The organism is Gymnodinialimonas ulvae (assembly GCF_037543845.1).
In the GTDB taxonomy this organism is placed as follows: Bacteria; Pseudomonadota; Alphaproteobacteria; order Rhodobacterales; family Rhodobacteraceae; genus Gymnodinialimonas; species Gymnodinialimonas ulvae.
On record NZ_JBBIFX010000002.1, the window covers coordinates 549,685 to 573,016 of the forward strand.

A 23,332-nucleotide genomic window follows, 5' to 3' on the forward strand; every position below is an offset into this window, starting at 1 on the left:
CAATTCATTGACGCACGCATGGCCGATGGATCACACGTAACGGCACAGCTATCCAACGCACGTAGACTATTCGAGCCTGTTCCAGCTGGGGAGGAACCGGCCTTCCTTTCCTTGGGAACTCAAGGCAAGCCGCCCGCATCTGGCGTAGCTGACGCGATGAAGATCGGAGGTGGATTTATAATCGTATCCCAGAAACTCAGGGACATTCTGACCCGTTTCAACCTTGGTGCGACGCAACTGATTGAGCTGCCCATCTATCGGGATGAGCATCGCACGCCGACGGACCTGCCGCCTCACTTTATGCTGCACGTGTGTGAGACAAAGGACGGCTTCCGCCCGGAAGAGTCCAAAGGGGCCACACGTATGAATAATCCACTCACTGGTGAGCCGCTGCCGAATGGGCCGTGGGTATTCCGTGGGCCTTCCGAGGGGGACGCAATCGCGATTTCGGCATCGGATGCAGGCGGTGTAGACTTATGGGGCTACAGAAACCTCGACGGACACATGTTTTTCAGCGACCCTTTGAAGCAAGCGATCGACGCAGCAAAGATAAAGTCCAAGGACCTGACGTTCCATAGGTGCGTCACGTTGAACGAATGAACCCTTCGCTCATGACCTATCAAGCCTAGCGCGGCTCCAACCCACCCAAACCCGTTTTCGAAAACGGGTCCTCCGCGCGTTCGAACGCGCGGAAAGGCCGTTCGAACGGCCTTCACCGCCTCCGCTCGCGACGCGGTAGACCGGGCCTTGGCCCGGGGCCGTTTCCGACTAAAGCCCCTCTCGCCCGACTCTTTCGGTTCGCGCCCGTGCGTCGGGCGGATTCAACCCATCGTCCTATATGGCTGCCAAACCCACTCGGGCCATCTCGGGTTTTTTTGGCCCTAAGCCCTCCCAACCCCTTAACAAAACCTTAACAGAATCCACAATTCCGTTCTCTTTCAAACCCTTAACCCCATTGCTCACGCGTGATAACCCGCCCCAAACACCACCCCCTCTGGCCCCGGCCCCGCATCCCGGCTAACAAGGGCCCATGCGGCTGAACCTGCCCAATGTCCTGACCCTCGTGCGCCTCATCGCAGCGCCGATGGTGGGGCTTGTCTTCCTGTTCCTGCCGCGCCCCTTCGCCGATTGGGTCGCCCTGATCCTCTTCATGACCGCCGCCTTCACCGACTACGTCGACGGCGCGCTCGCCCGCGCCTGGAAGCAGGAGACCAAGTTCGGCGCCATGCTCGATCCCATCGCCGACAAGGCCATGGTCGTGATCGCGCTCGCCGTCCTTCTGGCGCTTTACGGCGTCGATTTCGCCTCCGGCAGCCTCGCGCTGAAGCCCATCTTCCTGATCCCGATCCTGCTGATCCTGTTCCGAGAGATATTCGTCTCCGGCCTGCGCGAATTCCTCGGCGCTTCGGCGAAAGAGCTCAAGGTGACCAAGCTCGCCAAGTGGAAAACCACCGTCCAGATGTGCGCCATCGGCCTGCTGTTCTGCTGGGGCCTGTTCGCCCACTACCTTTGGGCGCTCAGCATCGGCATGGACGCCAGCCTCATCGAAGCCGTCATGGCCGGCACCGTCGAAGACGAGTTCAACCTGCGCTGGATCCTTTTCGGCTACCAATGGAGCGAGCTTCTGGGCATCGCGCTCCTGTGGCTCTCCGCCCTTTTGACAGCAATCACCGGCTGGGACTATTTCAACAAGGCCCGCCCCTATCTCAAGGAGCCGACCTGATGGACATCCGCTATTTCGCTTGGCTCCGTGAACGCATTGGCATCGCCCACGAACAGGTCGAGACTGACGCAGAAACAGTCGCCGAGCTGATAGAAGAGCTCAAGACCCGCTCCGACGCCCACGCGTTTGCCTTCTCCGACACCGCGGCCCTGCGCGCCGCCGTTGATCAGGACCTCGTGACGTTCGATGCGCCCGTGAAAGACGCGACTGAAGTGGCGTTCTTCCCGCCCATGACCGGGGGCTAGGCCATGGCGATCCATGTCCGCGAAGCGCCGTTCGATCCGGGTGCCGAACTCAATGCCTTTACGGCCACCGCGCCCGGTGCAGGCGCCGTGGTCAGTTTCACCGGCATCACCCGCGACGTGGCCGAAGGCGATCTCAAGGCGATGGAGATCGAGCATTATCCCGGCATGACCGAGCGCGCCCTGGCCGAGATCCGCGCGCAAGCCATGGACCGTTTTGCCTTGACCGACGCGCTGATCATCCATCGCCATGGCCGCCTTGCGCCGGGCGAGACGATCATGATGGTCGCCACCGCTGCCCCGCATCGCCGCAATGCCTTTGACGCCGCCGATTTCCTGATGGATTATCTGAAATCCCGGGCTCCGTTCTGGAAACGCGAAATCACCGAGCGTGGTGCGGATTGGGTGGCGGCCAAGGACGAAGACGAAACCGCGCTCAGCCGCTGGTAGCGAGCGCGAACATCTTGAACGGGCCGGTTCAGGTACCTTGATTAACGCTTTCCACGTAGCTGCGCAGCTCTTCCGCTTCGGTCCGTGCGTCGCGCAACCCTTCCATGGCGGCGCGTAATTCGGCCTCCGCTTGACTAAGCTGATTGGTCAGCTCGCCTTCGCGCTGCTGCAGGTAGGCAATCGCCTGATCACGGGTTTCTTCGGCATCGTGAAGCGCTCGCGCAAGGTTCTCCATCTCGCCGAGATCGGCGGAAGATACCTGGTTGAACCGCGCCACAAGCCAATGCGCGATCCAACCCAGGACGAAGGCCACAAATAGAATGATGGCAATGGCGATGATGAATTCCAGGCGGTTCATGGAGCGTCTGCTTTCGTCCTAGGTCGGGGTCGTTCGGTCGGATCGTCTAGTTCACATCAGGGCGCGGAAGCGGGCGCGCTTCAAACGGCCAATCGGCAATCGCCCCCTCCGCAAGAATGCCGCCGCGCGTGCGGGGTTGATCATCGGCGCTGGCGGCCAATCCGGCCACCTCGGCCGAGGCCAGCAGCCGGAATTCGATCCGGCGGTTCTCTTCGCGCCCACTTTCGGTCTCGTTGTCGGCAATGGGTTGGCTTTCGCCATAGCCCTGCGCGGTCAGGTTGGTGGTCAGGATGCCGCGCGCCAGCAAGCCGTTGAGCACCGCATCCGCGCGCGCCTGGCTGAGGTTGAGGTTCATCGTCTCACCGCCCTGCGCATCGGTATGGCCGCCAATCTCGATGCGGACCTGCAGGCAATCGGGCAGCACTTCTGCGATCTGGTCCAACACCGCACCAGCGGCCTCGTTGATCTCGGTCGAGGCAGGGTCGAATGTGATCTTGGTGTCGTCCTGGATGGCGCGGATCCGGGCAACGCATTCCTCGTCGGTAGGTTGCGAGGCGACCGGATCGAGAGTGTCGTTGTAGCGCACATCAAGCTGGAAATCCGCACCTTGCCCCAGATCCTCGGAGAGCATCCGGGTGATGCGCGACACCAGGTCCTGATCGCCCGTCTCCCCGGTCAGGCGCAGCGTATCCGGCTCGACCGTCAATTGGCCCGAGGACAATTCCGCCAGGGCACGCAGCCCGGCCATCACCCGCACGGACCACCCTTGCGGCAAATCCGTCACTGACCGCGTCGCGACATCGGTGCGCTCGGCCCCGTAAAGCGCGACGGCAAAGGTCTGAACCGAGGCCCCGATCGCCCCATCCGGTAGCCGCCCGCGCAGGCGCACACCGGTGTCCGGGTCGAGGATGGCGGTGAAACGCGCTGGCCCGGCGCTGGCCAGGGTTTCAGGCTCCTGCAGCACGGCCTGAAGCGAAAAGAGGTCGGGCAGGGCGGCATCCAATTCGCCGACCACATTGTCGAATTCATCCTGTTCGGTGTTTTCGGACGCGATCAAGGTCACGTCCGCGTCGGAAAATGTGACGCTGCCCGAGCCCAGTTCGGCCAGAGCGCCCAAGGCAATTTCCACCGCGTCGCCCCAGGATGGGGACGGCACGCCGAGGCCGATGGTGCATGGGATAACTCCGCTGGCGCCCGCCGCACGTCCCGCCGCCACGATCTGCTCACGGGCGTCGACCGTATCGGCGGTACAGGTCTCGAACCGCCCGCCGCTATCGTCCCGCACGAACCGGAGCGCATAGGGGGTGATCACCGGCCGTGGCGCCGAGATATCAAGGATCACACGCACACCTTCAGGCTGGTTCTGCTGCAGGCGCGCGACGAATTCGGCACGTTCTTCGCGGGTGTCGCCGACGGCTTCGATTTCGACCCGGTCCGCCAGAACCGTCACTTTCGAGCGCGGCAGCGTTTCAAGCGCGCGCAACCCGTAAGCCAGTGCGGCGTCCCAGGTGTCGGGCGCGGCCAGTTCGGCGGTTTCGATCATGTTCACGACATCGGCTTCACCGGCGATATCGGCAATGGTTTCGGCCACAGCGAAGGCTTCGTCGCCCTCGGGCGCGGGGATCAACCCGATCAGCTGGATTCCATCGCCGTTGCGCAACATGTCGAGCGAGAAGCGTGGTGGTGTGGAAAAGTCCTGCGCGGCGACGTCAAGGCGATTGATGACGCGATCCGCGTCGATCAAGGCGGAAGCCTGCGTCTGCGCCCGAAAGCGCGCGGCCTCATCCGGCGCTGTCCCGTCGAGGAACACCTGCAGGCCATTGGCCGAAACCTCGACCCATTCGATGCCATCCGCTTCAAGCGCGGTGCCAATGTCTTCGGTTGTGCGCTGCTCGATCACAAGCGCCGCGAAAATCGCGACGGCGATCGACAACAGGCCCGCGACCACGAAGGACGCTGGACCGACCAGTGCGGATATGCGTTCGGATGTCGACATGGGCGTTGTTACCCGTTTTCCCTGCTCGGGGCCTTTATCCCTTAGCCCTAGCCTGTCCGGCGCGCGCTTTCAATCAGGCGAACAGCGCGACGGCGAAAAACAGCACGGGGATCAGACCTGCATCGCGGTTCGAACGAAAAAGTCTCAGGCAGAGATCCGGATCGTCGATCTTGAGCCGCACCAATTGCCAAGACAAATGCCACCCCATTGCCCAAACCCCGGCCAGTGCGATGATCAGCGCAAGGAAATTCTCGGCTGGCACAAGGGCCACAAGAAGTGCGGTGCCGATCAGGCCAATTGTTGCAGCCAGAAAGCCGCGCAGCCAGGTCTTGGTGGCTTCGCCGAACAACCGAGCGGTGGATTTGATGCCGATCAACGCATCGTCTTCGCGGTCCTGGTGGGCGTAGATCGTGTCATAAAACAAGGTCCAGGCGATCCCGCCGAGATACAGCAGGATGGGCGCGAGCGAGAGGCTGCCGGTATGGGCGGTCCAGGCCAGAAGCGCGCCCCAGTTGAAGGCGATGCCCAAAAACACCTGCGGCCACCAAGTGATGCGCTTGGCAAAGGGGTAGATCGCGACCGGGATCAAGGCGATCACGCCAAGTAAGATGGCCGCCCAGTTGAACGTGATCAGGATAAGAAACGCCAGGAGCGATTGCACGACAGCCCAGGCCAGCGCCTGTTTGACGCTCACCTGACCTGACGGGATCGGGCGCGAGGCAGTGCGCGCCACCGATCCGTCGAAATCGCGGTCGGTGATGTCATTCCATGTACATCCCGCACCGCGCATCAGGAACGCGCCGATGGCGCAGCCCACGAATATCCAGGAATCATACCACGTCGGCGCGCGCCCGGTCGACGACAGCGCCAGCAACAGGCCCCACCAACAGGGCAGAAGAAGCAGCCATGTGCCGATGGGGCGGTCCGCCCGGCTCAGCCGCAGGTAGGGACGCGTGGCCGCGGGCGCGAGGCGATCCACCCAATTGCCGCGCACGGCGTCAGCGACTTGTCCCTGCCCGGTCTCGCTCATAGGGTCCGCTCCATGTCGTTGCGCCCGAAAATCCGCCTCTTTGTAGACCACCCGTTGCAGGAGGGCGAGCGTGTCGCCCTGTCGCGGGAGCAGGCCAATTACCTGTTCAACGTGATGCGCCTGCGCGAAGGGGCCGAGGTGGCGCTTTTCAACGGCACGGCGGGCGAATGGCGCGCGGAGGTCGCGTCGGCAGGCAAACGCGGCGGCGCGCTGGACTGCCAGGCGCAGGTCGCCGGGCAGGTGACCCCACCCGACCTGTGGCTCCTGTTCGCGCCGATCAAGAAGGCTCGCACGCATTTCATCGTGGAGAAGGCGGTCGAGCTGGGCGTGCGTCGGATCGTGCCGGTACAAACGGCGTTCACCAATGCGGAGCGGATCCGACAGGACCGGCTACAGGCGCACGCGGTCGAGGCGGCGGAACAATGTGGCGCGGTTTTTGTGCCCGAACTGGCGGACCTGCGACCCCTTGCGAAGGTGCTGGACGGCTGGGACACCCGGTCGATTTTGTTCGCCGACGAGGCGCTGGCCAGTGCCTCCTCCAGCCTGTCGGCTGTCGTCGCCGACGTGACGGCCCCGGCAGCCATACTGATCGGGCCGGAAGGCGGGTTTTCCGAGGCCGAACGTACGCGGCTCAGCGGCATGGATTGCGTGACACCCATGGCGCTGGGGCCAAGAATACTGCGGGCCGATACGGCGGCGGTGGCGGCGTTGACGTTGTGGCAGACATATGCGGGAGATTGGACATGAGCGGTTTTTTTCGTCCCGAGGCCATGGCTGTGCTCGGCCGCTGGCGCGAGGTGGGCATGGCGACGGCGGTGATCCTGATCGGCGTATGGATCGCGCTGCGACCGGGCGGTGTAATCGTGACGGGCTTTGGCTACGTGCTGATCGCGCTCGGGACGGCGTTCATGGTGCCCGCCCTGCGCCGCGCGCGGTTCTTCGCAGGCAAAGACGGTCCCGGGGCCGTGCAGGTGGACGAAGGGCGTATCCTGTACATGGGGCCGGTGACGGGGGGAACGATGGCACTGGATGATGTGCGGGTGCTCTCGGTGCGGCGCGATGGCGACGATCAGGTGACCTGGGTCTTGGCGGATGAAGCGCAACTTCTCGTGATCCCGGTCGATGCAGCGGGGGCCGATGCATTGTTTGATGCGTTCGCGGCCTTGCCGGGGCTGAATGTCGAAAGGCTTATCCGGGCTGTGCAGTCCCGCACAAAGGGCTCGCAAAAGGTATGGTCGCGCGAACGTCCGGTGGCCTTGACACCCTGACCGCGTCGGGCCACGCCTGTATCCGGATTTCAGGCGTCCCTTCCGAAACCCAGTGTCCCGGTTCGGATCGCGCCCCAGACGGCAAAGGCAGACACGCATGTCCATTCCCCAGCAAGGCGGCGGGCCGATCGAACGGCACGCGCAATTGGCAGAATACCTCGCGGAGGGCTGCAAACCCAAGGCCGATTGGCGCATCGGGACGGAGCATGAGAAATTCGGCTTCTGCCGCGACACGCAACAGCCGATCCCCTACGCCGGGGAACGTTCGGTCAAGGCCGTGCTTGATGGGCTGAGCCAGAGCTTCGATTGGGAGCCGGTGGAAGAAGGCGGTAACATCATCGGGCTGACGAAGGATGGCGCGAATATCTCGCTTGAGCCCGGCGGTCAGCTGGAACTGTCCGGCGCGCCGCTGGAGTCAATCCACCAGACCTGCGACGAGGTCAACGAACACCTGCGACAGGTCCGCGAAGTGGCCGACATCATCGGCGTGGACTTTATCGGCCTTGGCGCGGCGCCGGTCTGGCGGCATGAGGACATGCCTTTGATGCCGAAAGGGCGCTATAAGCTGATGGATGCGTATATGCAGAAGGTCGGCACGATGGGCCGGACCATGATGCGGCGCACCTGCACGGTGCAGGTCAACCTCGATTTCTCATCCGAAGCGGACATGGTGCAGAAGATGCGCGTGGCCATCGCGCTGCAACCCGTGGCGACCGCGCTATTTGCAAATTCCCCGTTTCTCGACGGTGCGCCGAATGGCCACAAAAGCTGGCGCAGCCGGGTCTGGCGCGATCTGGACGCGGATCGGACAGGCATGGTGCCGTTTGTCTTTGACGAGGGCTTCGGGTTCGAGGCTTGGGTCGAATACGCCCTCGATGTGCCGATGTATTTCGTCTATCGCGACGGCGCATATGTCGACGCGCTTGGCCAGAGTTTCCGCGATTTCCTGAAGGGTGAATTGCCTGCGCTGCCAGGGGAAATTCCCACGCTCAGCGATTGGGCCGATCACCTGACGACATTGTTCCCCGAGGCGCGTGTGAAGAAATTCATCGAAATGCGCGGCGCCGATGGCGGGCCTTGGCGCAGGCTCTGTGCGCTTCCGGCGTTCTGGGTCGGGCTGATGTATGATCAAGGCGCGCTGGACGCCGCATGGGACCTCGCCAAAGGGTTCGATGCGCAAACGCGCGAGGAGATGCGCGTGGCGGCGTCGGTTGACGGGCTCGCCGCCGAGGTGGGCGGCGTGAAGATGCGCGACCTTGCGCGCGAGGCGCTGGCGATTGCCGAGGCTGGCCTGAAGGCGCGTGCGATGCCGGGGGCCGGCGGGTTGGTGCCCGACGAAACGCACTTCCTCAACGCGCTCAAAGATTCGGTCGAAACCGGAATGGTGCCCGCCGATGAACTTCTCGCCCATTACAACGGCGATTGGGCAGGCGATCTCAGTCGCATCTACGCGGATTTCTCTTACTGAGCCTGCGGCTTCTGAATGCTCGGCAGAACGTGGCGTTTGTAGTAATCGCTTGCCGCAGCCTTGCGCGCGACCTCTGACCGGTCGGTGGCCTCCCCATCCATGGCGGGGGCGAAGGCCGGATGCGCGGGTTCTCTGGATTTGGTGCCGTCCAAAGGATCGCCTCCGAACCGATTGGGTCCGCGCGTTCCAGACGTGCAAAGCACGACGAAGAACCAGAACTGCGCCAGCAGCGGAATGACGAGCGTTGTGGTCAGCGCAATAAGACCGCCGGCGGCCCCGCCAGAGGCAGCTGCAGTGATGCCGCCGACAAAGCCGGACCCAATCGCGACAAGGAGGGGCATGAAAATGAACCAACCGCGCCGGTCTGTGTCATGCAGGCGCCGCACGGTCAGGGACAGGTAGGGCAAGAAGAACAGGAAGAAGGAGGCGAGCGCTCCATAGCCGACATATTCCAGGACGTCTGGGTCATTCACCAGGCGAGTCTCCAAACCGGAGATGTACGCCTCTATCAGCACCGGATCGGCAAGCGCCGCTTGAAAGGCCGGATCGTCCAGGATGGCCCGCCCAAAGGCAAAGGACAGACCCGTGCTGACGAGCGTTTGGAACAAGAAAAACCACCAGAACTCGCTGCGGCTGGCGCGCGCGGAATAGTTGAACATGCGCGCATAGGCGCGACCGATTGCTCTGACTGGCCCCATAGCTCTCGTGTCCCTCACATTGTGCCGGGTTAGATTTCAGCTTATGTGCACGGCCATTGTGCCGATCTTGCGGCACGGGTTTGGCAAACTCTGGGACGCCGGGACGGAGATTGAAAAACGGCCCACCCAAAGGCGGACCGTCTGATATATCATGACAGGTGCCGTGGATCAGACGCCAACAGGGGCGTCATAGGGATCCCCGCCAAATTCATTCGGGCCGACGGTGCCACGTTGTGTGAACCACACCAGCAGCATGATGATGTTCACAATCGGGATCAGGAAGATCAAAACCCACCACCCCGAGCGGCCAATGTCGTGCATCCGGCGCACGGATACCGCGATGTTCGGGATCAACAGGCCAAGGCTGACCACGACGTACAGGATCGGAATACCGATGGCCGCGTCGATGATCTGCGCGACAATGGCAAGGATGAAGGCGAACAGGGTCCACCACCAGAATTCCGAACGGCGCGCGCGGCCCGAAAAGTTGGCGTAATTGGCGAAGACATGCCTCACGGCGGTCATGAAATCCATGGTCGGTGTCCTTTCTGAAATCCGGTCATAGAGCTTTTGACGCGGCGCGCATTCGCGGATCTGCACGGCGTGAGCGCGCCCCGTTACCCCGCACCCTTGCGTGCGATCTTTTCAAAATCAACGAAATTAACGAAGTGTGCGGGACGCCCGGCGCGTCCTGTGCCATTGGTATTGCATCCGCGCCGTCGCCCCGGACGACGCCGCTCCTACGCCCGGGATGCAGTCAGCTTTTTGAACCGATCCGCGGCTCGTCCCCGCTCAACAACCGCGCGATATTGGGCTTGTGACGCAGGAAGATCAGCCCGGCCAGCGCAAGGCATAACAACGTTGCCGTCCCGTGGCCGAGGGCAAGCGCTGCGGCCGGGCTGAGTGCGGCCGCCACAAGTGCCGCCAGTGACGAGATCCGGAACACACCCGCCGTCACCGCCCAGATCGCGCAGGCCGCAAGACCGATCGGCCAGGCCAGCGCCAGCAATGTGCCCAGAAACGTCGCCACACCCTTGCCGCCGTGAAAGCGCAGGAACACAGGGTAGCAATGGCCCAGAAACGCCGCCACGCCCGCCACTTGTGCCGCATCCTCGCCCAACAAAATCCGCCCCGCGACGACCGCAATCGCTCCCTTGCCTGCATCCAGAACCAGCGTCAGGAACGCGGCCAGTTTGTTGCCGGTCCGCAGGACATTCGTGGCCCCGATGTTGCCCGAGCCCACCTGCCGCAGATCGCCCAACCCGAAAAGCCGGGCCATGACGACGCCGAAGGGCACTGAGCCCAACAGATATGCCAGCAGCGCCGCAAGCCCGAGGAGCGCCGCAGACGTTTCAATCGCGGGGATCACGGCGCGGCCTCAAACACGACCTCACCCCCGAGCCATGTGCGCAGCACCCGGCCCTGCATCCGCGCGAGGTCAAACGGTGTGTTCTTCGATTTCGACCGTAGCTTGGCACGGTCCAGCACGAACGGCGCATCCGCATCGAACAACACCAGATCCGCCGGGGCCCCTTCGGCCAGACGCCCGGCCGCCGATCCGAACCGGCGCGCCGGGTTGAACGACATCGCGCGGAACAATTGCGGCAGCGACAGCTGACCCGCGTGGTAAAGCCGCAACGCCGCAGGCAACAAGGTTTCCAACCCCACCGCACCGCTGGCCGCCGCCTCGAACGGCAGGCGTTTGCTTTCCTCGTCCTGAGGCGTGTGCATGGAGCAGATGATATCAAGCGTGCCGTCGCGCACCGCCTCGACCATGGCAAGGCGGTCATCCTCGGGCCGCAGCGGCGGCTTGAGCTTGAAGAACGTGCGATATTCGCCCACGTCGAATTCGTTCAACGTCAGATGATGGATCGAAACCCCTGCGGTGACCTCCAGCCTGGCCTCCTTCGCCCTGATCAGCGCAGGCAAGGCCGCAGCGGTCGAGATCTGGTCGGCGTGGTACGCCACACCCGTCATCTCCACCAGCGTCAGATCCCGCTCCAATCCCATCCGCTCCGCCATCGGCGAAATGGCCGGTAGCCCCTTCAAAGACGCGAATTTTCCCGAGGTCACAGCTCCGCCCGCGCTCAGGCCCGGCTCCTGCGGGTGGCCCACGATCACTGCGCCCAGGGATCGCGCATAGGTCATGCACCGGCTCAGGATCTTGGTATTCGTGGCGACGTGATCGCCATCCGAGAACGCCACCGCGCCCGCGTCACGCATGAAGCCGATCTCGACCATCTCGCCCCCCGCGCGCGCCTTGGTCAGGGCGGCCATCGGCGCCACGCGCACGCAGGCTTCGTCCCGCGCGCGGCGGATGACGAATTCCAACACTTCCGGCGTGTCGATGGGCGTGGTCGTGTCGGGGCGCGTCACCATCGTGGTGACGCCCCCCGCCGCCGCCGCCAAACCGGCCGTGCGGAAGCTCTCCTTGTGCCGCTCACCCGGCTCGCCCACCTTCACACCGACATCCACGATCCCGGGCGCAAGGCACGCGCCGCCGCAATCCACGCCGCCCGCGCGCGGGCCTTCGCCCATCTCCGCGATCAATCCGTTCTCGATCCGGACCCAACCAAGCGTTTCGGACCCGGCTTCGGGATCGATCAGGCGGGCGTTGTGCAAAAGCGCGTTCGTCATGGTATCGTCTCTTCAATTCGCGCCTTGGTCGCCGCGGCGTCGGTCTGGTTCTTGATCAGGTGCTTGTCGCCCGCGCCGGTCACAATCTGGACCATGGAGGCCACGACATTCACCGCTGCGATATCGTGCAGCGCAATCGCCCGCCCGCCGGGCCCCAGAAGCCGCCGATTGGTCAGGTCCCAGCGCATGTGCAGATCGTCGGACGCAAGGTAGAATGCGCGCACCGCAATCGCCGCCAACCCGCCCACAGCCCCGGTCCAGACATGCGGATTGCCCATGATCCAAAGAATTCCCATCCCCAGCGCCATCGCTCCTGCCGCCAGCCAGGCGTTGGTGCGCCAATAGGTGGCGCGGTCGGCGTGGAATTGCGCCACGACATGCTCGTCCGGCTCCAGCGCGCTGGTCGGGGTCAGGTCCGTATGCGTGCTGGTCGGGTCCATCAATTCCAGCCGATCAACACCGCCAGCGCCGCGAACGCCGCAATGCCCAAAAGCATGTAAAGCGCGATCGGCGGGACGGTTTCACGCGCCGGTTCGGTATGTGGTGTCGAAATCGGTGCTGGCGCGACATCGGCCTTGGGAAGCGATGCGGTATTGTCGGCCTGCGCCAGCGGAATCGTGGCGATCTCGGTGGCTTGCGGGCGCGGCGCGGGCGTGCCGCTCATCGCGTCGTCGGGGACCAGCAAAACCGCGCCGTCCAGCGCATCGAGACGGCGCTGAGCGTCGGAGGCGATACCCGCATCGGGCGTGAAGGCAAGCTGGACGTAATCCGACAGTGCCATGCCGCCGAGGTCGTCCACGGGGAAGACTTCGATCCGGTCGGTGTCGAGCGCATCGAGCCCCAGCCACTCCGCGAGCGGTGGCAGGTCCGGCACCTCCCCCTTCCGGCGGGTGAGGTTGGTGTGCGAGACGGTGGTGGCCTCGTTCAGGGCGAAGATGTGGAGGTGGGTCATATGGTATTCGTCTCCGCAGCATTGGTCTTCAATTCGTGAAGAAGGTTTTTGACTTCACGCCCATCAGTCAAATACCGCAACTCGACGCCTTTCTCAGTGTAACCACCGAAGAGTACCTTTTGCATGCTGAACATGTCGCGATCGAAAAGGACGACGGGCATGTCTCGCGCTTCTTTGGCATTCATCCAAGCGTTGAGCTTGACCGTAGTGAACTTTCCTAGGGCTGCGTCTATGTAGAGATCATCGGTGATGGCCGTCGCGGCAACAACCTGTTGGTTGCCGTGATCTGCTACCAAGGCCCGCTGCGTTGTCACTGCATATCTTCGGTTTTGTCTTCTCTTTTGATCCACGCGGGGCCTTACAATCGAGATTAACCCGCCCACGACAAAGAATAGGACCATCACAAAGCTTTCCTCAATTGGCGCGACGGAACCTCCCACAATCAACGAAACGAGACTTAGCAAAAGGCCAAGCACGCCAATCGAACCGACGGCCAAGAACAGCAGGCCAATCGGAATCAACGCAATATTTTGAGTCTGCAAGAAAAACCGAAACCGCCCGTCCGGCCGCCCCTGCCAAAGCACTTCCTCTCCGTCCCACAAGTGCGGTGTCCAGTCGAAGTCCTCACTCACGCCGCCGCCCGCCTTTCCCGCAAATTCTCCGCCAAAAGCTCCATCGCTGCCATTCGCACGGCCACACCCATCTCCACCTGCTCCTGAATCACACTGCGGTTGATGTCGTCGGCCAAAACGCCGTCGATCTCCACGCCCCGGTTCATCGGCCCCGGATGCATCACGATGGCGTCGTCCTTGGCAACCGACAATTTCGCCGCGTCGAGCCCGTAGCGGTGGTAATATTCCCGCTCCGACGGGATGAACGCGCCGTCCATGCGCTCCTTCTGAAGCCGCAGCATCATCACCACGTCGCAGCCCTCAAGCCCCGTTTCCATGTCGTCAAACACCTCGACCCCCCAATCCGCGACGCCCGCAGGCATCAGCGTCGGCGGCCCGATCAGGCGGATACGGCTTTCCATCTTGCCCAGAAGCAGGATGTTCGACCGCGCCACGCGGGAATGGGCGATATCCCCGCAAATCGCCACGTTCAGGCGATGCAACCGCCCCTTTGCGCGCCGGATCGTCAGCGCATCCAAAAGCGCCTGAGTGGGGTGCTCGTGCCGCCCGTCGCCCGCGTTCAACACCGCACATTTCACCTTGTCGGCCAGCAGTTTGACCGCCCCCGAATGCGGGTGCCGCACGACCAGCAAATCGGGGTGCATCGCATTGAGCGTCAGCGCCGTGTCGATCAGCGTCTCGCCCTTTTTTACGCTGCTCGTCTGCATGCCCATGTTCATCACATCCGCGCCAAGCCGCTTCCCGGCGATCTCGAAGCTGGCCTGCGTGCGGGTCGAGTTTTCGAAGAACATGTTGATCTGCGTCAGCCCCTTGAGCGGCTGACCATGGTCGCGGCTGCCGCGTTCGGCCTCCGCATGCACATCGGCGCGGTCCAAAAGTGCGGTGATCTCGGCGGGCGAAAGCTCTTCGATGCCAAGTAGATGCGGCTTGTCGAAACTCATGGGCGGCCCTCCGGTTTCGCGGGTTATAGGGCGCGCGCGGCGGCGGCGTCCAGCCTCGTGACCCACCGGTCGCGGCCCTAGCTTGTGACCTACCGGTCGCGGCCTTAGCTTGTGACCCGCCGGTTGCGGCCCTAGCTTGGCGCGCATGACCGAGTCGCTGGAATATTGGGATGCATTGGCCGCGCTTGAGTGGCAGGTGGAGCTTGGCGTTGACGAGGCCATCCTTGATGTGCCTGTCGATCGCTTCGACCTGCCCGCGCCACAACCTGCGCCGAAACCCGCCTCCGCGCCGGTCACGCAGGCCGCCCCGGTGCAACCCGCGGCCCCCGCCGCCGACACCGTGGCCATCGCCAGACAATTGGCCGAAAGCGCCGGATCGCTCGACGTTCTGCGCGCCACGATGGAGGGGTTCGAGCATTGCGATTTGAAACGTGGGGCGCGGAATTTCGTGTTCTGCGACGGCCACCCCACCGCGCGCGTGATGGTCATCGGCGAAGCGCCGGGCCGCGAAGAAGACCAACAAGGCAAGCCATTCGTCGGCCGCGCCGGGCAATTGCTCGACAAGATGTTCGCCGCCATCGGACTGGATCGGCGGGCGGAGGGGGCAGGGGGCCTTTACATCACCAACATGCTGCCTTGGCGTCCGCCGCAAAACCGCGACCCCAAGCCCGAAGAACTTGCCATGATGCAGCCCTTCACGCGGCGGCATGTCGAATTGGCGGAACCGGATGTCGTTGTGCTGATGGGCAATCACGCCTGCGCCGGATTGCTTGGCCGCAAGGGCATCACCCGGATGCGGGGCACTTGGGAAGACGTGTTGGGCAAGCCTGCCATGCCGATGTTCCACCCGGCTTATTTGCTGCGCAACCCGGCGGCAAAACGCGACGCCTGGGCCGATCTGCTTGAGATCAAGGCGCGGCTCACATGACCTCTATCGACCAATCCCGCCCTTTCATCGCCTGCCGCATCGCCGTGCTCGCCGTCAGCGACACCCGCACATTGGCCGAAGACAAATCGGGCGACACGCTCGTGCAACGCCTGACCGATGCGGGCCATACCCTCGCCGCGCGCCACATCCTGCGCGATGACCGGGCCGCCATTTCCGACCAACTGCGCCAATGGTGCGCGACCCCCGAGATCGACGTGATCCTGACCACGGGTGGTACCGGCCTGACCGGGCGGGACGTGACCGTCGAGGCGCACCGCGATGTCTACGAGAAGGAAATCGACGCCTTCGGTACCGTTTTCACCCATGTCTCAATGGCCAAGATCGGCACCTCCGCCGTGCAATCGCGGGCAACGGGCGGGGTCGCCAACGGCACCTACCTCTTCGCGCTGCCGGGCTCATCGGGGGCCTGCAAGGACGCGTGGGACGAAATCCTCGCCTATCAGCTCGACTATCGCCACCGACCCTGCAATTTCGTCGAAATCATGCCCAGGCTCGATGAACACAAGCGACGGAAATAACGCGTTCGTGCGTGTTCTTGGACACCCGGCGTTGCCCCGCTACATAACTGGGACGCGCTTCTTTAACCCAGGGACACCCAAATGCGGTTCTTAGGTCGTGCCTTGATCGGGCTTTTTCTGACTGCTGTGACGGTCGGCTTGCTCGCGACTGCTGGCTTCACCACCTATTCCGCCCTGCAGGCACGATGGGCCGATGAAGGGCGTCCGGCGCAGGGCCGTGAACGGGTGTTCGCGGTCGAGGTCGCGCCGCTCAGCTTCGGTGAAGAGACCCCTGTTCTGACCGCATTCGGCGAGATCCAGTCGCGCCGCACCCTCGAATTGCGCGCCCCGGCCGAAGGCACTGTGGTTTTGCTCGACGACGCCTTCGAAGAGGGTGGCACCGTCTCGCAAGGGCAGCTTTTGCTGCGCATCGACCCGTTCGAGGCGCAATCGGCCCGCGACACTGCCGCTGCCGACCTGCGCGATGCGGAAAACGAATTGGCCGAGGCCGAGCGCGCATTGGACCTGGCCGGTGAAGAAGTCGCCGCTGCCCGTGCGCAGGCCGATCTGCGCGACAATGCGTTGGCCCGGGCGCGGGATCTGGCCGAACGCGGTGTCGGATCGGCGGCTGCAGTTGAAACGGCGGAGCTCGCGGCGGCCACGGCCAATCAGGCGATCCTGTCGCAACGCCGCGCCCTGGCGCTGGCCGAAGCCCGTGTTGACAACGCGGGCACTGCGCTGGACCGACGGCGCATCGCACTGGCCGAGGCCGAACGCCGACTGTCCCAGACCGAGCTTCTCGCCGCCTTCGACGGCGTTCTGACCGACGTGGACATCGCAGCAGGTCGCCTGGTCAACCGCAACGAACGCCTTGGCAGCTTGATCGACCCCGACGCGCTCGACGTAGCGTTCCGGGTCTCGACCGCGCAATATGTCCGCCTGCTCGATGAAAATGGCGCCCTGCCGCAGCGCCCGGTGCGCGTCGTGCTGGATGTCTTCGGTCTTGATGTGCAGGCCGCCGCGACCCTGATCCGCGAAAGCGGTTCGGTGGAGGCGGGGCAATCCGGGCGTCTCCTGTTTGCCCGGCTTGATCGGCCCCGTGGCCTGCGCGCGGGTGATTTCGTGCGGGTCGAAGTGGATGAACCGCCGCTGCCCTTCGTGGCCCGTCTGCCGGCCGCCGCCCTTGGATCCGATGGCCGCATCCTTGTGCTGGGTGAAGAGGACGTGCTTGAGGCCGTCGATGTCGAGTTGCTGCGAAGGCAGGGCGATGATGTGCTGATCCGGGGCGACGGGCTGGTGAACCGTGACGTGGTCCTGGCCCGCACGCCGGTTCTGGGTGAGGGCATCCGCGTCAGCCCGATCCGTCCCGGCGCCGCCGAGGCCGAGGCCGAGGACGCGCCCGGCACCATCGCGCTTGACCCTGAACGGCGCGCGCGCCTGATCGCCTATGTCGAAAGCAACACCTTCATCCCCGCCGACGTGCGCGAACGGATGCTACGGCAGTTGAACGAGGATGAGGTCCCGGCGCGCATGGTTACGCGCCTGGAAGAACGGATGGGAAGCTGACATGCGCGCGCTTCCCGAACGTGCCGGTGGATTGCTCAGCTATTTCACCCGTCACCGCACTGCTGCGAACCTGCTTCTGGTGGTGATGATCGTCACCGGCCTGGCTGCCTTTCCGCAGATGCGGGCGCAATTCTTTCCCGACGTCGTGAATGAAACGGTCGAGCTGCGCTTTGCCTGGGACGGCGCCGGGGCCGAGGATGTCGACGAGGGCATCGTGGCGGTGGTCGAACCGACGCTTCTGGCGGTGGCCGGGGTCGTCTCGTCCGAGGCCGCGTCGAACGAAGGCCGCGCGTATATCGCTTTGGAATTCGAACCCGGCTGGGACATGGACCGCGCCTCCGACGATGTGCAGGCCGCGCTCGATACCATCACCGACCTGCCCGAGGACGCCGAAGAAGGCCAGGTCCGGCGCGGCAATTGGTTCGACCGGGTCACCGATGTGGTGATCACCGGGCCCGTTGCCACCGAACAGATCGGGCGCTTTGCCGACGAATTCGTTACGCGCCTGTTCGATGTCGGGGTCACCAACACCACGATCCGGGGCGTCGCCGCACCCGAAACGATGGTTGAAGTGCCGTCGGCAAACCTGATCCGCTACGACATCACCATGGCCGACATTGCCCGCGTGATCGGCGAAGCGGCGGCCACCGCGCCTGCCGGCGACGTGGACGCGGCCAACGCCCGGATCCGCACCGGCGGCGAAGCCCGCACTGCCGAGGCCATCGCGGCCCTGACCCTGCGCATAGACGAAGACGGATCGGCTCTGACCGTGGGCGATGTCGCCCGGATCGAAGTCAACGGCATCGACCGTGAACGCGCCTATTTCGTCGATGACGACCCCGCCATCGTGATCCGCATCGACCGGACCGAAGATGGCGATGCCATCGCCATGCAGGAGGCCGTCGAACAGGTCGCCGCCTCATTGCAGGCGACCCTGCCGACCGGGACCACCATCGACCTGATCAACACCCGGGCCGAGGCGATCTCGGGCCGCCTGAACATCCTGATGGACAACGCATTGCAAGGCCTCGCGCTGGTGGTGTTGCTGTTATTCCTGTTCCTCAACGCGCGCACCGCGTTCTGGGTGGCGATGGGTATTCCCGTGGCCCTGACGGCGGCCATCGCGCTGATGTATCTGGCGGGCCTCACGATCAACATGATCTCGCTGTTCGCTTTGATCATTACGCTCGGTATCGTTGTGGATGACGCCATCGTGGTGGGCGAACATGCCGATTACCGCGCCCGCCATCTGGGCGAGCCGCCGGTCGTCGCCGCCGAAAACGCCGCGCGTCGCATGGCCGCCCCGGTCTTCAGCGCCACGGTCACCACCGTGCTGGCCTTCACCGGCCTTGTCGCCATCGGCGGCACATTCGGCAACCTGATCGCCGATATACCGTTCACCGTGATCGTGGTGCTTCTGGCCTCGCTGGTGGAATGCTTCCTGATCCTGCCCAATCACATGGCCCATGCGCTGGCCCATTCCGCCAAGACCCATTGGTACGACATGCCCAGTCGCGTGGTGAACAAGGGCTTTGATTGGGTGCGCGACACCCTGTTCCGCCCCTTGATGCGCTTCGTGATCGTGGCGCGCTATCCGGTGGTCGCCTTGGTCATTGTCGTGCTCTCGACGCAGACGGCGGCGTTTATTCGCGGCGATGTCGTCTTCCGCTTTTTCAACGCCCCGGAAACCGGAAGCGTGACCGGCAATTTCGCCATGGTCGATGGCGCCACCCGCGCCGATACACTGGCGCAGATGGCAGAATTGCAGCGCGCCGCCGAAGCCGTTGGCGCCCATTTCGAGGCCGAGCATGGCACCAACCCGCTCGCCTATGTTCTGGCGCAGGTCGGTGGCGGGACGGGGCGCGGCCTTGCCGGGACCGACAACAAGGATGCCGATCTTCTGGGCTCGCTTGATATCGAGCTGATCAACGCCGATCTGCGCCCCTATTCCAGCTTCGCCGTCGCCAGCGCCCTGCAGGACGAGGTGCGCCAATTGCCCCTGACCGAAACGCTGAGCTTCCGGGGCTGGCGTGGCGGGCCGGGCGGCGATGCCATCGACGTGCAGATTTTCGGGGCCGAGACGGAAACCCTCAAAGCTGCCGCCGAGGCGCTGCAAACCGCGCTGGTGCCCTATCCCGAGGTCACCGGCCTGCAGGACAGCATGGCCTACGACCGCGAAGAACTGAGCCTTGAGTTGACCCCGCAGGGCGAGGCGCTTGGTTTTGACATCGCCAGCCTCGGCGCGACCTTGCGCAACCGTCTCGGCGGGATCGAGGCCGCGACCTTCCCCGACGGGCCGCGCACCGCCGCGATCCGTGTCGAACTGCCCGCCGATGAACTCACCGCTGACTTTCTCGAACGCACGCTCCTGCGCGCTGACAGCGGGCAATATGTGCCGCTCGCCGATATCGTGACCGTCACCTCGCGGCAGGGTTTCTCGACCATCGCGCGCGAAAACGGCATTCGCCTGATCACCGTCTCCGGCGACCTGAGCGAAGATGACCCGGCCCGCGCCGAATTGGTGATGACCGACCTGCGCGAGGTCATCATCCCGCAGGTCGAATCCGAATTTGGCGTCGCCACGCAGCTGTCCGGCCTCGCCGAGCAGGAACAATCCTTCCTGACCGACGCGCTGATCGGGTTCCTTCTGTGTCTGGCGGGTATCTACCTTGTGCTGGCGTGGATCTTTGCAAACTGGCTCCGGCCCATGGTGGTGATGGCGATCATCCCCTTCGGCCTTGTCGGCACGATCTTCGGCCATGTCGCGTGGGACGTGCCCCTGAGCCTGTTCACCGTCGTGGGTCTGATCGGCATGACCGGGATCATCATCAACGATTCCATTGTTCTTGTGACGACGGTCGATGAATACGCCGAAAAGCGCGGGCTCTTTCCCGCCATCGTCGACGGCACCTGCGACCGCTTGCGCCCCGTGTTGCTCACCACGCTGACGACCGTTCTGGGCCTGATGCCGCTGCTGTTCGAGACCAGCCAGGACGCGCAATTCCTCAAACCCACGGTGATCACGCTGGTCTACGGTCTGGGCTTCGGCATGCTGATCGTGCTGTTGGTGGTGCCCGCCCTGCTGGCCATCGGGCAGGATTTCGGCCAACAGGTCCGCGGGTTCCGCCGGGCACTTGGCGCTTCGTCGCATAGCCGGGGCCTCGCGTTTGGCATCGCGGCACTTGGGGCCGGGGTCGCCGCACTCTTCGCGGGGACGATGGGCGCGCGCATTGCGACGGGTGCCATGTGGGGCCCGTTCGCGGGGCTCGGCGATGGGCTCAGCATCGCGTTGATGGTGTTCGTTGTGGGAACGCTGGCGCTGTGTGGCGTGGCCTACGGGGTGGCGATGGTTCTGCGCTTGTCGCGCCGCAACCTCGCTTGACCGCTCAGCCCGTACAATCGTCCAGTTCAACCGCCATCCGCGTGCCGATTACCGTGATGCGCAGATCCGACCGGTTCAGCGCGAATGGCCCATGGTCCGCCGGGACCACATCGGCCACCGCCGTGACAATGCCGCCTTGCCGCGCGGTGTCGGCCTCCGACACCCAGATCATCGGATCGCGGTGTTCGACCACAACCGTCTCATCATTACCGGTGTCGGGGACATCGGCCCGAACCGTAACGCGCAGCCCGTCACTGATCGGCTCGATGGCGCAGGTCACAGCGCCCGCACCGGCCTCGGCGGCCGTATAGGGACGATCGGCCAAAGCGGCGGCAATCGCACCGACCCGGTCGGACGTGACAGGCAGGGCGCCCGCAAGATCAACCGAGATCGGCATGCACACATCCAGGCACACGCCCAGATCAAGCCGCCCTTCGATTTGCGCCGTCCCATCCGCGTCGAGCGCGAATTCAACCGGAAGGATGACCGTCCCGTCATAGCCAACCGAGCGCAGCCCATTGGTGAAGAACACCTGCGGCCGGGGCCAGTGAATGGCCATGCCCGCCACGCCCTCCGCCCCGGTCAGGCGCAGAACCGTCGGCACGCCCCCTTCGCCGGGCGCGCGCCAATAGGTCTTCCACCCCGGCGCGAGGTCGATGCGGATTGCCGCCATGTGGCGGTCATCCGACAGGCGATATCCAGGCAACAAATCGACCTGCACCACCTCGTCGGCCGAAAAGAACTGGGCCGATGCGGGCATGGCCGACATCAAACCAAGCGCAAGGTTGCCAAGGGTGCGAGTCAAAAAGGTCATGAAATCGACCTAGGAAGTTGTAGGTGAAAATGAAAGTCACGTTTGCGAGACGGCGCGCGTGTGCTTGGCGATTGATTGATTCCCGCAACACGCCCATGGTTGTGCCATGACGATGCCCGACCTCGCCCATGATCTGACCGGCAAGCTCCTGATCGCCATGCCGGGGATGGAGGATCCGCGTTTTGCCGGAGCGGTGGTGTTCATCTGCGTGCATTCGCCCGGTCAATCCATGGGCCTGATCATCAACAATCGCATGGAAGACATCACCTTCACCGAGATGATGGAGCAGTTGGAGATTGCCCGGCGTGGCACGCCGCCCGATGTCCCGGTCTGCTTCGGTGGCCCGGTGGAGCTGCGTCGCGGGTTTGTGCTGCACTCGTCTGACTACAAGCCCCGGGGCGAGGACGGGCTGCGCATCGACCACCGCTTTGCGATGACCGCAACGCTCGACATCCTTGAAGACATTGCCGCCGGGCGCGGGCCGCAACGTGCGCTTCTGGCCCTTGGCTATTCGGGCTGGGGCGAGGGGCAGTTGGACGCCGAAATTCAGCGCAACGACTGGCTCACCGCCGATGCCACGCTCGAACTGGTGTTCGACATCGCGCCGGAGCGCAAATGGGAGGCCGCGCTGGAAAGCCTCGGCGTCAGCTCTCTGACCTTGTCCAGTGAGGCCGGTCACGCCTGATCGAAGGCCGCCCGCCGCAACCGGTCATTGATCGCCCGGCCAAGGCCAACCTCCGGGATCGGCGCCACATGGATGCGCGCCGCGCCGCGCGATTGCGCAAGGCCATCCGCCGCGTGCATCACCGAAAACAACCGCGCTGCGGCCTCCACCAGGTCACCGCGCTCCGACAGGGACAGATCGCCCACCGTCGCTCCGAAGCCGATGGTAACATCGTTGGGCCGCACCGCGCCGCCCATCGCCAACGGTACGCGCGTCGCATAGTGCCGCTCCATCTGACCGGGGGCTTCCACGCGGCCCGGCGTGAGGTCATCGACCAAGGGCCCGGCAACACGCGCCACGTCTTCGCGCGCAATCCCGCCCTCGCGCAGCAGCCGGACACCGCCCGCACCCGGCGCCAGGATCGTTGACTCCAACCCGACCCCGCACGCCCCCCCGTCCAGGATCGCGTCGAGCTTGTCGCCCAACCCGTCGGCCACATGCTGCGCCAGTGTCGGGCTGACCCGGCCCGACGGGTTCGCGGAGGGCGCGGCGACCGGTCCGCCAAATTCCTCCAACACGCGCCGGGCCAGCGGATGCGCGGGCACGCGCACGGCCAGCGTTGCCAATCCGCCGCTCACCAGATCGGCGACCATATTCCGCGACGGCAGAACCAGCGTCATCGCGCCGGGCCAGAACGCACTCGCCAGCGCGTGTGCCTCGGGCGTCAGCTCGGCCACATCTGCGACCTGATCAAGCGTGGCGACATGCACGATCAACGGATTGAACCGAGGCCGCCCCTTGGCCTCGAAAATCCGCGCGACCGCCTGCGCATTGCACGCGTCGGCGGCCAGCCCATAGACGGTTTCCGTCGGCAGCCCGAGCAATCCGCCCGCGCGCAAGACCTCGGCGGCCCGCGTCACTCCGGCGCAATCATCTTGTAACATTTCGGGGTGAGACAGCGGCATCCGTGACGTAACGTTGAAGTTGCTTAAACTTGGGCGGCGACCCTAGGTCTTACCCTGTGGAACATCGCCCCTAGCGCAATCGACGCGCTTTCGCAAACCA

General features: G+C 64.2%; 25 protein-coding genes. 12 read left to right on the forward strand and 13 right to left on the reverse strand.

The annotated features are described in order from the left end of the window. The first annotated feature begins 18 nt into the window (after window positions 1–18). From V8J83_RS12585 to V8J83_RS12600, 4 genes are all read left to right on the forward strand, one after another. Window positions 19–600 carry an imm11 family protein gene (locus V8J83_RS12585; protein WP_339986736.1) on the forward strand — a complete coding sequence of 194 codons (582 nt, stop codon included), beginning with the start codon at window positions 19–21 and terminating at the stop codon, window positions 598–600. 430 nt (window positions 601–1,030) lie between these two features. Beyond that, on the forward strand, window positions 1,031–1,723 hold the full coding sequence (gene pgsA / locus V8J83_RS12590) for a CDP-diacylglycerol--glycerol-3-phosphate 3-phosphatidyltransferase (RefSeq protein ID WP_339986737.1): 693 nt from the start codon (window positions 1,031–1,033) through the stop codon (window positions 1,721–1,723). Beyond that, window positions 1,723–1,968 (forward strand): molybdopterin converting factor subunit 1, encoded by a 246-nt coding sequence (gene moaD, locus V8J83_RS12595; protein ID WP_339986738.1) that lies wholly within the window; start codon window positions 1,723–1,725, stop codon window positions 1,966–1,968. Before pgsA ends, moaD begins: the two co-directional genes overlap by 1 nt. 3 nt (window positions 1,969–1,971) lie before the next feature. Beyond that, window positions 1,972–2,415, forward strand: a complete 444-nt coding sequence (locus tag V8J83_RS12600; RefSeq protein WP_339986739.1) for a molybdenum cofactor biosynthesis protein MoaE — start codon at window positions 1,972–1,974, stop codon at window positions 2,413–2,415. A gap of 28 nt (window positions 2,416–2,443) precedes the next feature. Here the strand turns inward: V8J83_RS12600 and V8J83_RS12605 are convergent, their stop codons facing one another. The 3 genes from V8J83_RS12605 to ubiA all read right to left on the reverse strand — a co-directional run bounded on the left by V8J83_RS12605 (window position 2,444) and on the right by ubiA (window position 5,799). Beyond that, entirely contained in the window at window positions 2,444–2,773 is a 330-nt protein-coding gene (locus V8J83_RS12605; protein ID WP_339986740.1) for a hypothetical protein, read from the reverse strand. Between the two features lie 46 nt (window positions 2,774–2,819). Further along, window positions 2,820–4,769 (reverse strand): OmpA family protein, encoded by a 1,950-nt coding sequence (locus tag V8J83_RS12610; protein ID WP_339986741.1) that lies wholly within the window; start codon window positions 4,767–4,769, stop codon window positions 2,820–2,822. 73 nt (window positions 4,770–4,842) lie between these two features. Beyond that, window positions 4,843–5,799 carry a 4-hydroxybenzoate octaprenyltransferase gene (gene ubiA / locus V8J83_RS12615; protein WP_339986742.1) on the reverse strand — a complete coding sequence of 319 codons (957 nt, stop codon included), beginning with the start codon at window positions 5,797–5,799 and terminating at the stop codon, window positions 4,843–4,845. Window positions 5,800–5,811: 12 nt separating this feature from the next. On the opposite strand from ubiA, the gene V8J83_RS12620 reads away from it, so the two are divergent. From V8J83_RS12620 to V8J83_RS12630, 3 genes are all read left to right on the forward strand, one after another. Continuing rightward, entirely contained in the window at window positions 5,812–6,546 is a 735-nt protein-coding gene (locus V8J83_RS12620) for a 16S rRNA (uracil(1498)-N(3))-methyltransferase (RefSeq protein WP_339986743.1), read from the forward strand. Beyond that, the gene (locus V8J83_RS12625) at window positions 6,543–7,067 is read left to right on the forward strand and encodes a hypothetical protein (RefSeq protein ID WP_339986744.1); all 525 of its coding nucleotides are present in this window, start codon (window positions 6,543–6,545) and stop codon (window positions 7,065–7,067) included. The genes V8J83_RS12620 and V8J83_RS12625 overlap by 4 nt, the downstream gene beginning before the upstream one ends. Before the next feature lie 97 nt (window positions 7,068–7,164). After that, window positions 7,165–8,535, forward strand: coding sequence for a glutamate--cysteine ligase (locus V8J83_RS12630; RefSeq protein WP_339986745.1), 1,371 nt, complete (start codon window positions 7,165–7,167; stop codon window positions 8,533–8,535). Here the strand turns inward: V8J83_RS12630 and V8J83_RS12635 are convergent. The 8 genes from V8J83_RS12635 to V8J83_RS12670 form a co-directional block, all read right to left on the reverse strand. Continuing rightward, window positions 8,529–9,233, reverse strand: a complete 705-nt coding sequence (locus V8J83_RS12635; RefSeq protein ID WP_339986746.1) for a DUF805 domain-containing protein — start codon at window positions 9,231–9,233, stop codon at window positions 8,529–8,531. The two genes, V8J83_RS12630 and V8J83_RS12635, sit on opposite strands and share 7 nt — an antisense overlap. 168 nt (window positions 9,234–9,401) lie before the next feature. Further along, complete coding sequence (locus tag V8J83_RS12640) at window positions 9,402–9,767, reverse strand: DUF805 domain-containing protein (RefSeq protein ID WP_339986747.1); 366 nt, start codon at window positions 9,765–9,767, stop codon at window positions 9,402–9,404. Between the two features lie 223 nt (window positions 9,768–9,990). Continuing rightward, window positions 9,991–10,602: a glycerol-3-phosphate 1-O-acyltransferase PlsY gene (plsY, locus tag V8J83_RS12645; RefSeq protein WP_339986748.1), complete on the reverse strand. Its 612-nt coding sequence runs from the start codon at window positions 10,600–10,602 to the stop codon at window positions 9,991–9,993. Continuing rightward, window positions 10,599–11,870 carry a dihydroorotase gene (pyrC, locus tag V8J83_RS12650; RefSeq protein ID WP_339986749.1) on the reverse strand — a complete coding sequence of 424 codons (1,272 nt, stop codon included), beginning with the start codon at window positions 11,868–11,870 and terminating at the stop codon, window positions 10,599–10,601. The genes plsY and pyrC overlap by 4 nt, the downstream gene beginning before the upstream one ends. Beyond that, window positions 11,867–12,310, reverse strand: a complete 444-nt coding sequence (locus V8J83_RS12655; protein WP_339986751.1) for a hypothetical protein — start codon at window positions 12,308–12,310, stop codon at window positions 11,867–11,869. The genes pyrC and V8J83_RS12655 overlap by 4 nt, the downstream gene beginning before the upstream one ends. Continuing rightward, the gene (locus V8J83_RS12660; RefSeq protein WP_339986752.1) at window positions 12,310–12,822 is read right to left on the reverse strand and encodes a hypothetical protein; all 513 of its coding nucleotides are present in this window, start codon (window positions 12,820–12,822) and stop codon (window positions 12,310–12,312) included. Before V8J83_RS12660 ends, V8J83_RS12655 begins: the two co-directional genes overlap by 1 nt. Next, complete coding sequence (locus tag V8J83_RS12665) at window positions 12,819–13,454, reverse strand: hypothetical protein (protein WP_339986753.1); 636 nt, start codon at window positions 13,452–13,454, stop codon at window positions 12,819–12,821. Before V8J83_RS12665 ends, V8J83_RS12660 begins: the two co-directional genes overlap by 4 nt. Beyond that, the gene (locus V8J83_RS12670) at window positions 13,451–14,395 is read right to left on the reverse strand and encodes an aspartate carbamoyltransferase catalytic subunit (protein WP_339986754.1); all 945 of its coding nucleotides are present in this window, start codon (window positions 14,393–14,395) and stop codon (window positions 13,451–13,453) included. Before V8J83_RS12670 ends, V8J83_RS12665 begins: the two co-directional genes overlap by 4 nt. Before the next feature lie 145 nt (window positions 14,396–14,540). Between V8J83_RS12670 and V8J83_RS12675 the strand changes: the two genes are divergently transcribed. The 4 genes from V8J83_RS12675 to V8J83_RS12690 all read left to right on the forward strand — a co-directional run bounded on the left by V8J83_RS12675 (window position 14,541) and on the right by V8J83_RS12690 (window position 20,789). Then, window positions 14,541–15,323, forward strand: a complete 783-nt coding sequence (locus V8J83_RS12675; RefSeq protein WP_339986755.1) for a uracil-DNA glycosylase — start codon at window positions 14,541–14,543, stop codon at window positions 15,321–15,323. Further along, window positions 15,320–15,862 (forward strand): molybdenum cofactor biosynthesis protein B, encoded by a 543-nt coding sequence (gene moaB, locus V8J83_RS12680; RefSeq protein ID WP_339986756.1) that lies wholly within the window; start codon window positions 15,320–15,322, stop codon window positions 15,860–15,862. Before V8J83_RS12675 ends, moaB begins: the two co-directional genes overlap by 4 nt. Before the next feature lie 81 nt (window positions 15,863–15,943). Then, entirely contained in the window at window positions 15,944–17,407 is a 1,464-nt protein-coding gene (locus V8J83_RS12685; RefSeq protein WP_339986757.1) for an efflux RND transporter periplasmic adaptor subunit, read from the forward strand. A 1-nt stretch (window position 17,408) separates the two neighbouring features. Further along, entirely contained in the window at window positions 17,409–20,789 is a 3,381-nt protein-coding gene (locus tag V8J83_RS12690; protein WP_339986758.1) for an efflux RND transporter permease subunit, read from the forward strand. Between the two features lie 4 nt (window positions 20,790–20,793). Here V8J83_RS12690 and V8J83_RS12695 read toward each other — a convergent pair whose 3' ends face one another. Continuing rightward, window positions 20,794–21,603, reverse strand: a complete 810-nt coding sequence (locus V8J83_RS12695) for a protein-disulfide reductase DsbD domain-containing protein (RefSeq protein WP_339986759.1) — start codon at window positions 21,601–21,603, stop codon at window positions 20,794–20,796. Window positions 21,604–21,709: 106 nt separating this feature from the next. Between V8J83_RS12695 and V8J83_RS12700 the strand changes: the two genes are divergently transcribed. After that, the gene (locus V8J83_RS12700) at window positions 21,710–22,288 is read left to right on the forward strand and encodes a YqgE/AlgH family protein (RefSeq protein WP_339986760.1); all 579 of its coding nucleotides are present in this window, start codon (window positions 21,710–21,712) and stop codon (window positions 22,286–22,288) included. On the opposite strand, the gene V8J83_RS12705 is transcribed toward V8J83_RS12700, so the two are convergent. Next, entirely contained in the window at window positions 22,279–23,232 is a 954-nt protein-coding gene (locus V8J83_RS12705) for an L-threonylcarbamoyladenylate synthase (protein ID WP_339986761.1), read from the reverse strand. The two genes, V8J83_RS12700 and V8J83_RS12705, sit on opposite strands and share 10 nt — an antisense overlap. Between the last annotated feature and the right edge of the window lie 100 nt (window positions 23,233–23,332).

Coding starts and splice junctions, on each gene's coding strand:
- V8J83_RS12585 (WP_339986736.1), top strand. CDS start 19: ATGGCCGATGGATCACACGTAACGGCACAGCTATCCAACGCACGTAGA.
- pgsA (WP_339986737.1), top strand. CDS start 1,031: ATGCGGCTGAACCTGCCCAATGTCCTGACCCTCGTGCGCCTCATCGCA.
- moaD (WP_339986738.1), top strand. CDS start 1,723: ATGGACATCCGCTATTTCGCTTGGCTCCGTGAACGCATTGGCATCGCC.
- V8J83_RS12600 (WP_339986739.1), top strand. CDS start 1,972: ATGGCGATCCATGTCCGCGAAGCGCCGTTCGATCCGGGTGCCGAACTC.
- V8J83_RS12605 (WP_339986740.1), bottom strand. CDS start 2,773: ATGAACCGCCTGGAATTCATCATCGCCATTGCCATCATTCTATTTGTG.
- V8J83_RS12610 (WP_339986741.1), bottom strand. CDS start 4,769: ATGTCGACATCCGAACGCATATCCGCACTGGTCGGTCCAGCGTCCTTC.
- ubiA (WP_339986742.1), bottom strand. CDS start 5,799: ATGAGCGAGACCGGGCAGGGACAAGTCGCTGACGCCGTGCGCGGCAAT.
- V8J83_RS12620 (WP_339986743.1), top strand. CDS start 5,812: ATGTCGTTGCGCCCGAAAATCCGCCTCTTTGTAGACCACCCGTTGCAG.
- V8J83_RS12625 (WP_339986744.1), top strand. CDS start 6,543: ATGAGCGGTTTTTTTCGTCCCGAGGCCATGGCTGTGCTCGGCCGCTGG.
- V8J83_RS12630 (WP_339986745.1), top strand. CDS start 7,165: ATGTCCATTCCCCAGCAAGGCGGCGGGCCGATCGAACGGCACGCGCAA.
- V8J83_RS12635 (WP_339986746.1), bottom strand. CDS start 9,233: ATGGGGCCAGTCAGAGCAATCGGTCGCGCCTATGCGCGCATGTTCAAC.
- V8J83_RS12640 (WP_339986747.1), bottom strand. CDS start 9,767: ATGGATTTCATGACCGCCGTGAGGCATGTCTTCGCCAATTACGCCAAC.
- pyrC (WP_339986749.1), bottom strand. CDS start 11,870: ATGACGAACGCGCTTTTGCACAACGCCCGCCTGATCGATCCCGAAGCC.
- V8J83_RS12655 (WP_339986751.1), bottom strand. CDS start 12,310: ATGGACCCGACCAGCACGCATACGGACCTGACCCCGACCAGCGCGCTG.
- V8J83_RS12660 (WP_339986752.1), bottom strand. CDS start 12,822: ATGACCCACCTCCACATCTTCGCCCTGAACGAGGCCACCACCGTCTCG.
- V8J83_RS12670 (WP_339986754.1), bottom strand. CDS start 14,395: ATGAGTTTCGACAAGCCGCATCTACTTGGCATCGAAGAGCTTTCGCCC.
- V8J83_RS12675 (WP_339986755.1), top strand. CDS start 14,541: ATGACCGAGTCGCTGGAATATTGGGATGCATTGGCCGCGCTTGAGTGG.
- moaB (WP_339986756.1), top strand. CDS start 15,320: ATGACCTCTATCGACCAATCCCGCCCTTTCATCGCCTGCCGCATCGCC.
- V8J83_RS12685 (WP_339986757.1), top strand. CDS start 15,944: ATGCGGTTCTTAGGTCGTGCCTTGATCGGGCTTTTTCTGACTGCTGTG.
- V8J83_RS12690 (WP_339986758.1), top strand. CDS start 17,409: ATGCGCGCGCTTCCCGAACGTGCCGGTGGATTGCTCAGCTATTTCACC.
- V8J83_RS12695 (WP_339986759.1), bottom strand. CDS start 21,603: ATGACCTTTTTGACTCGCACCCTTGGCAACCTTGCGCTTGGTTTGATG.
- V8J83_RS12700 (WP_339986760.1), top strand. CDS start 21,710: ATGACGATGCCCGACCTCGCCCATGATCTGACCGGCAAGCTCCTGATC.
- V8J83_RS12705 (WP_339986761.1), bottom strand. CDS start 23,232: ATGCCGCTGTCTCACCCCGAAATGTTACAAGATGATTGCGCCGGAGTG.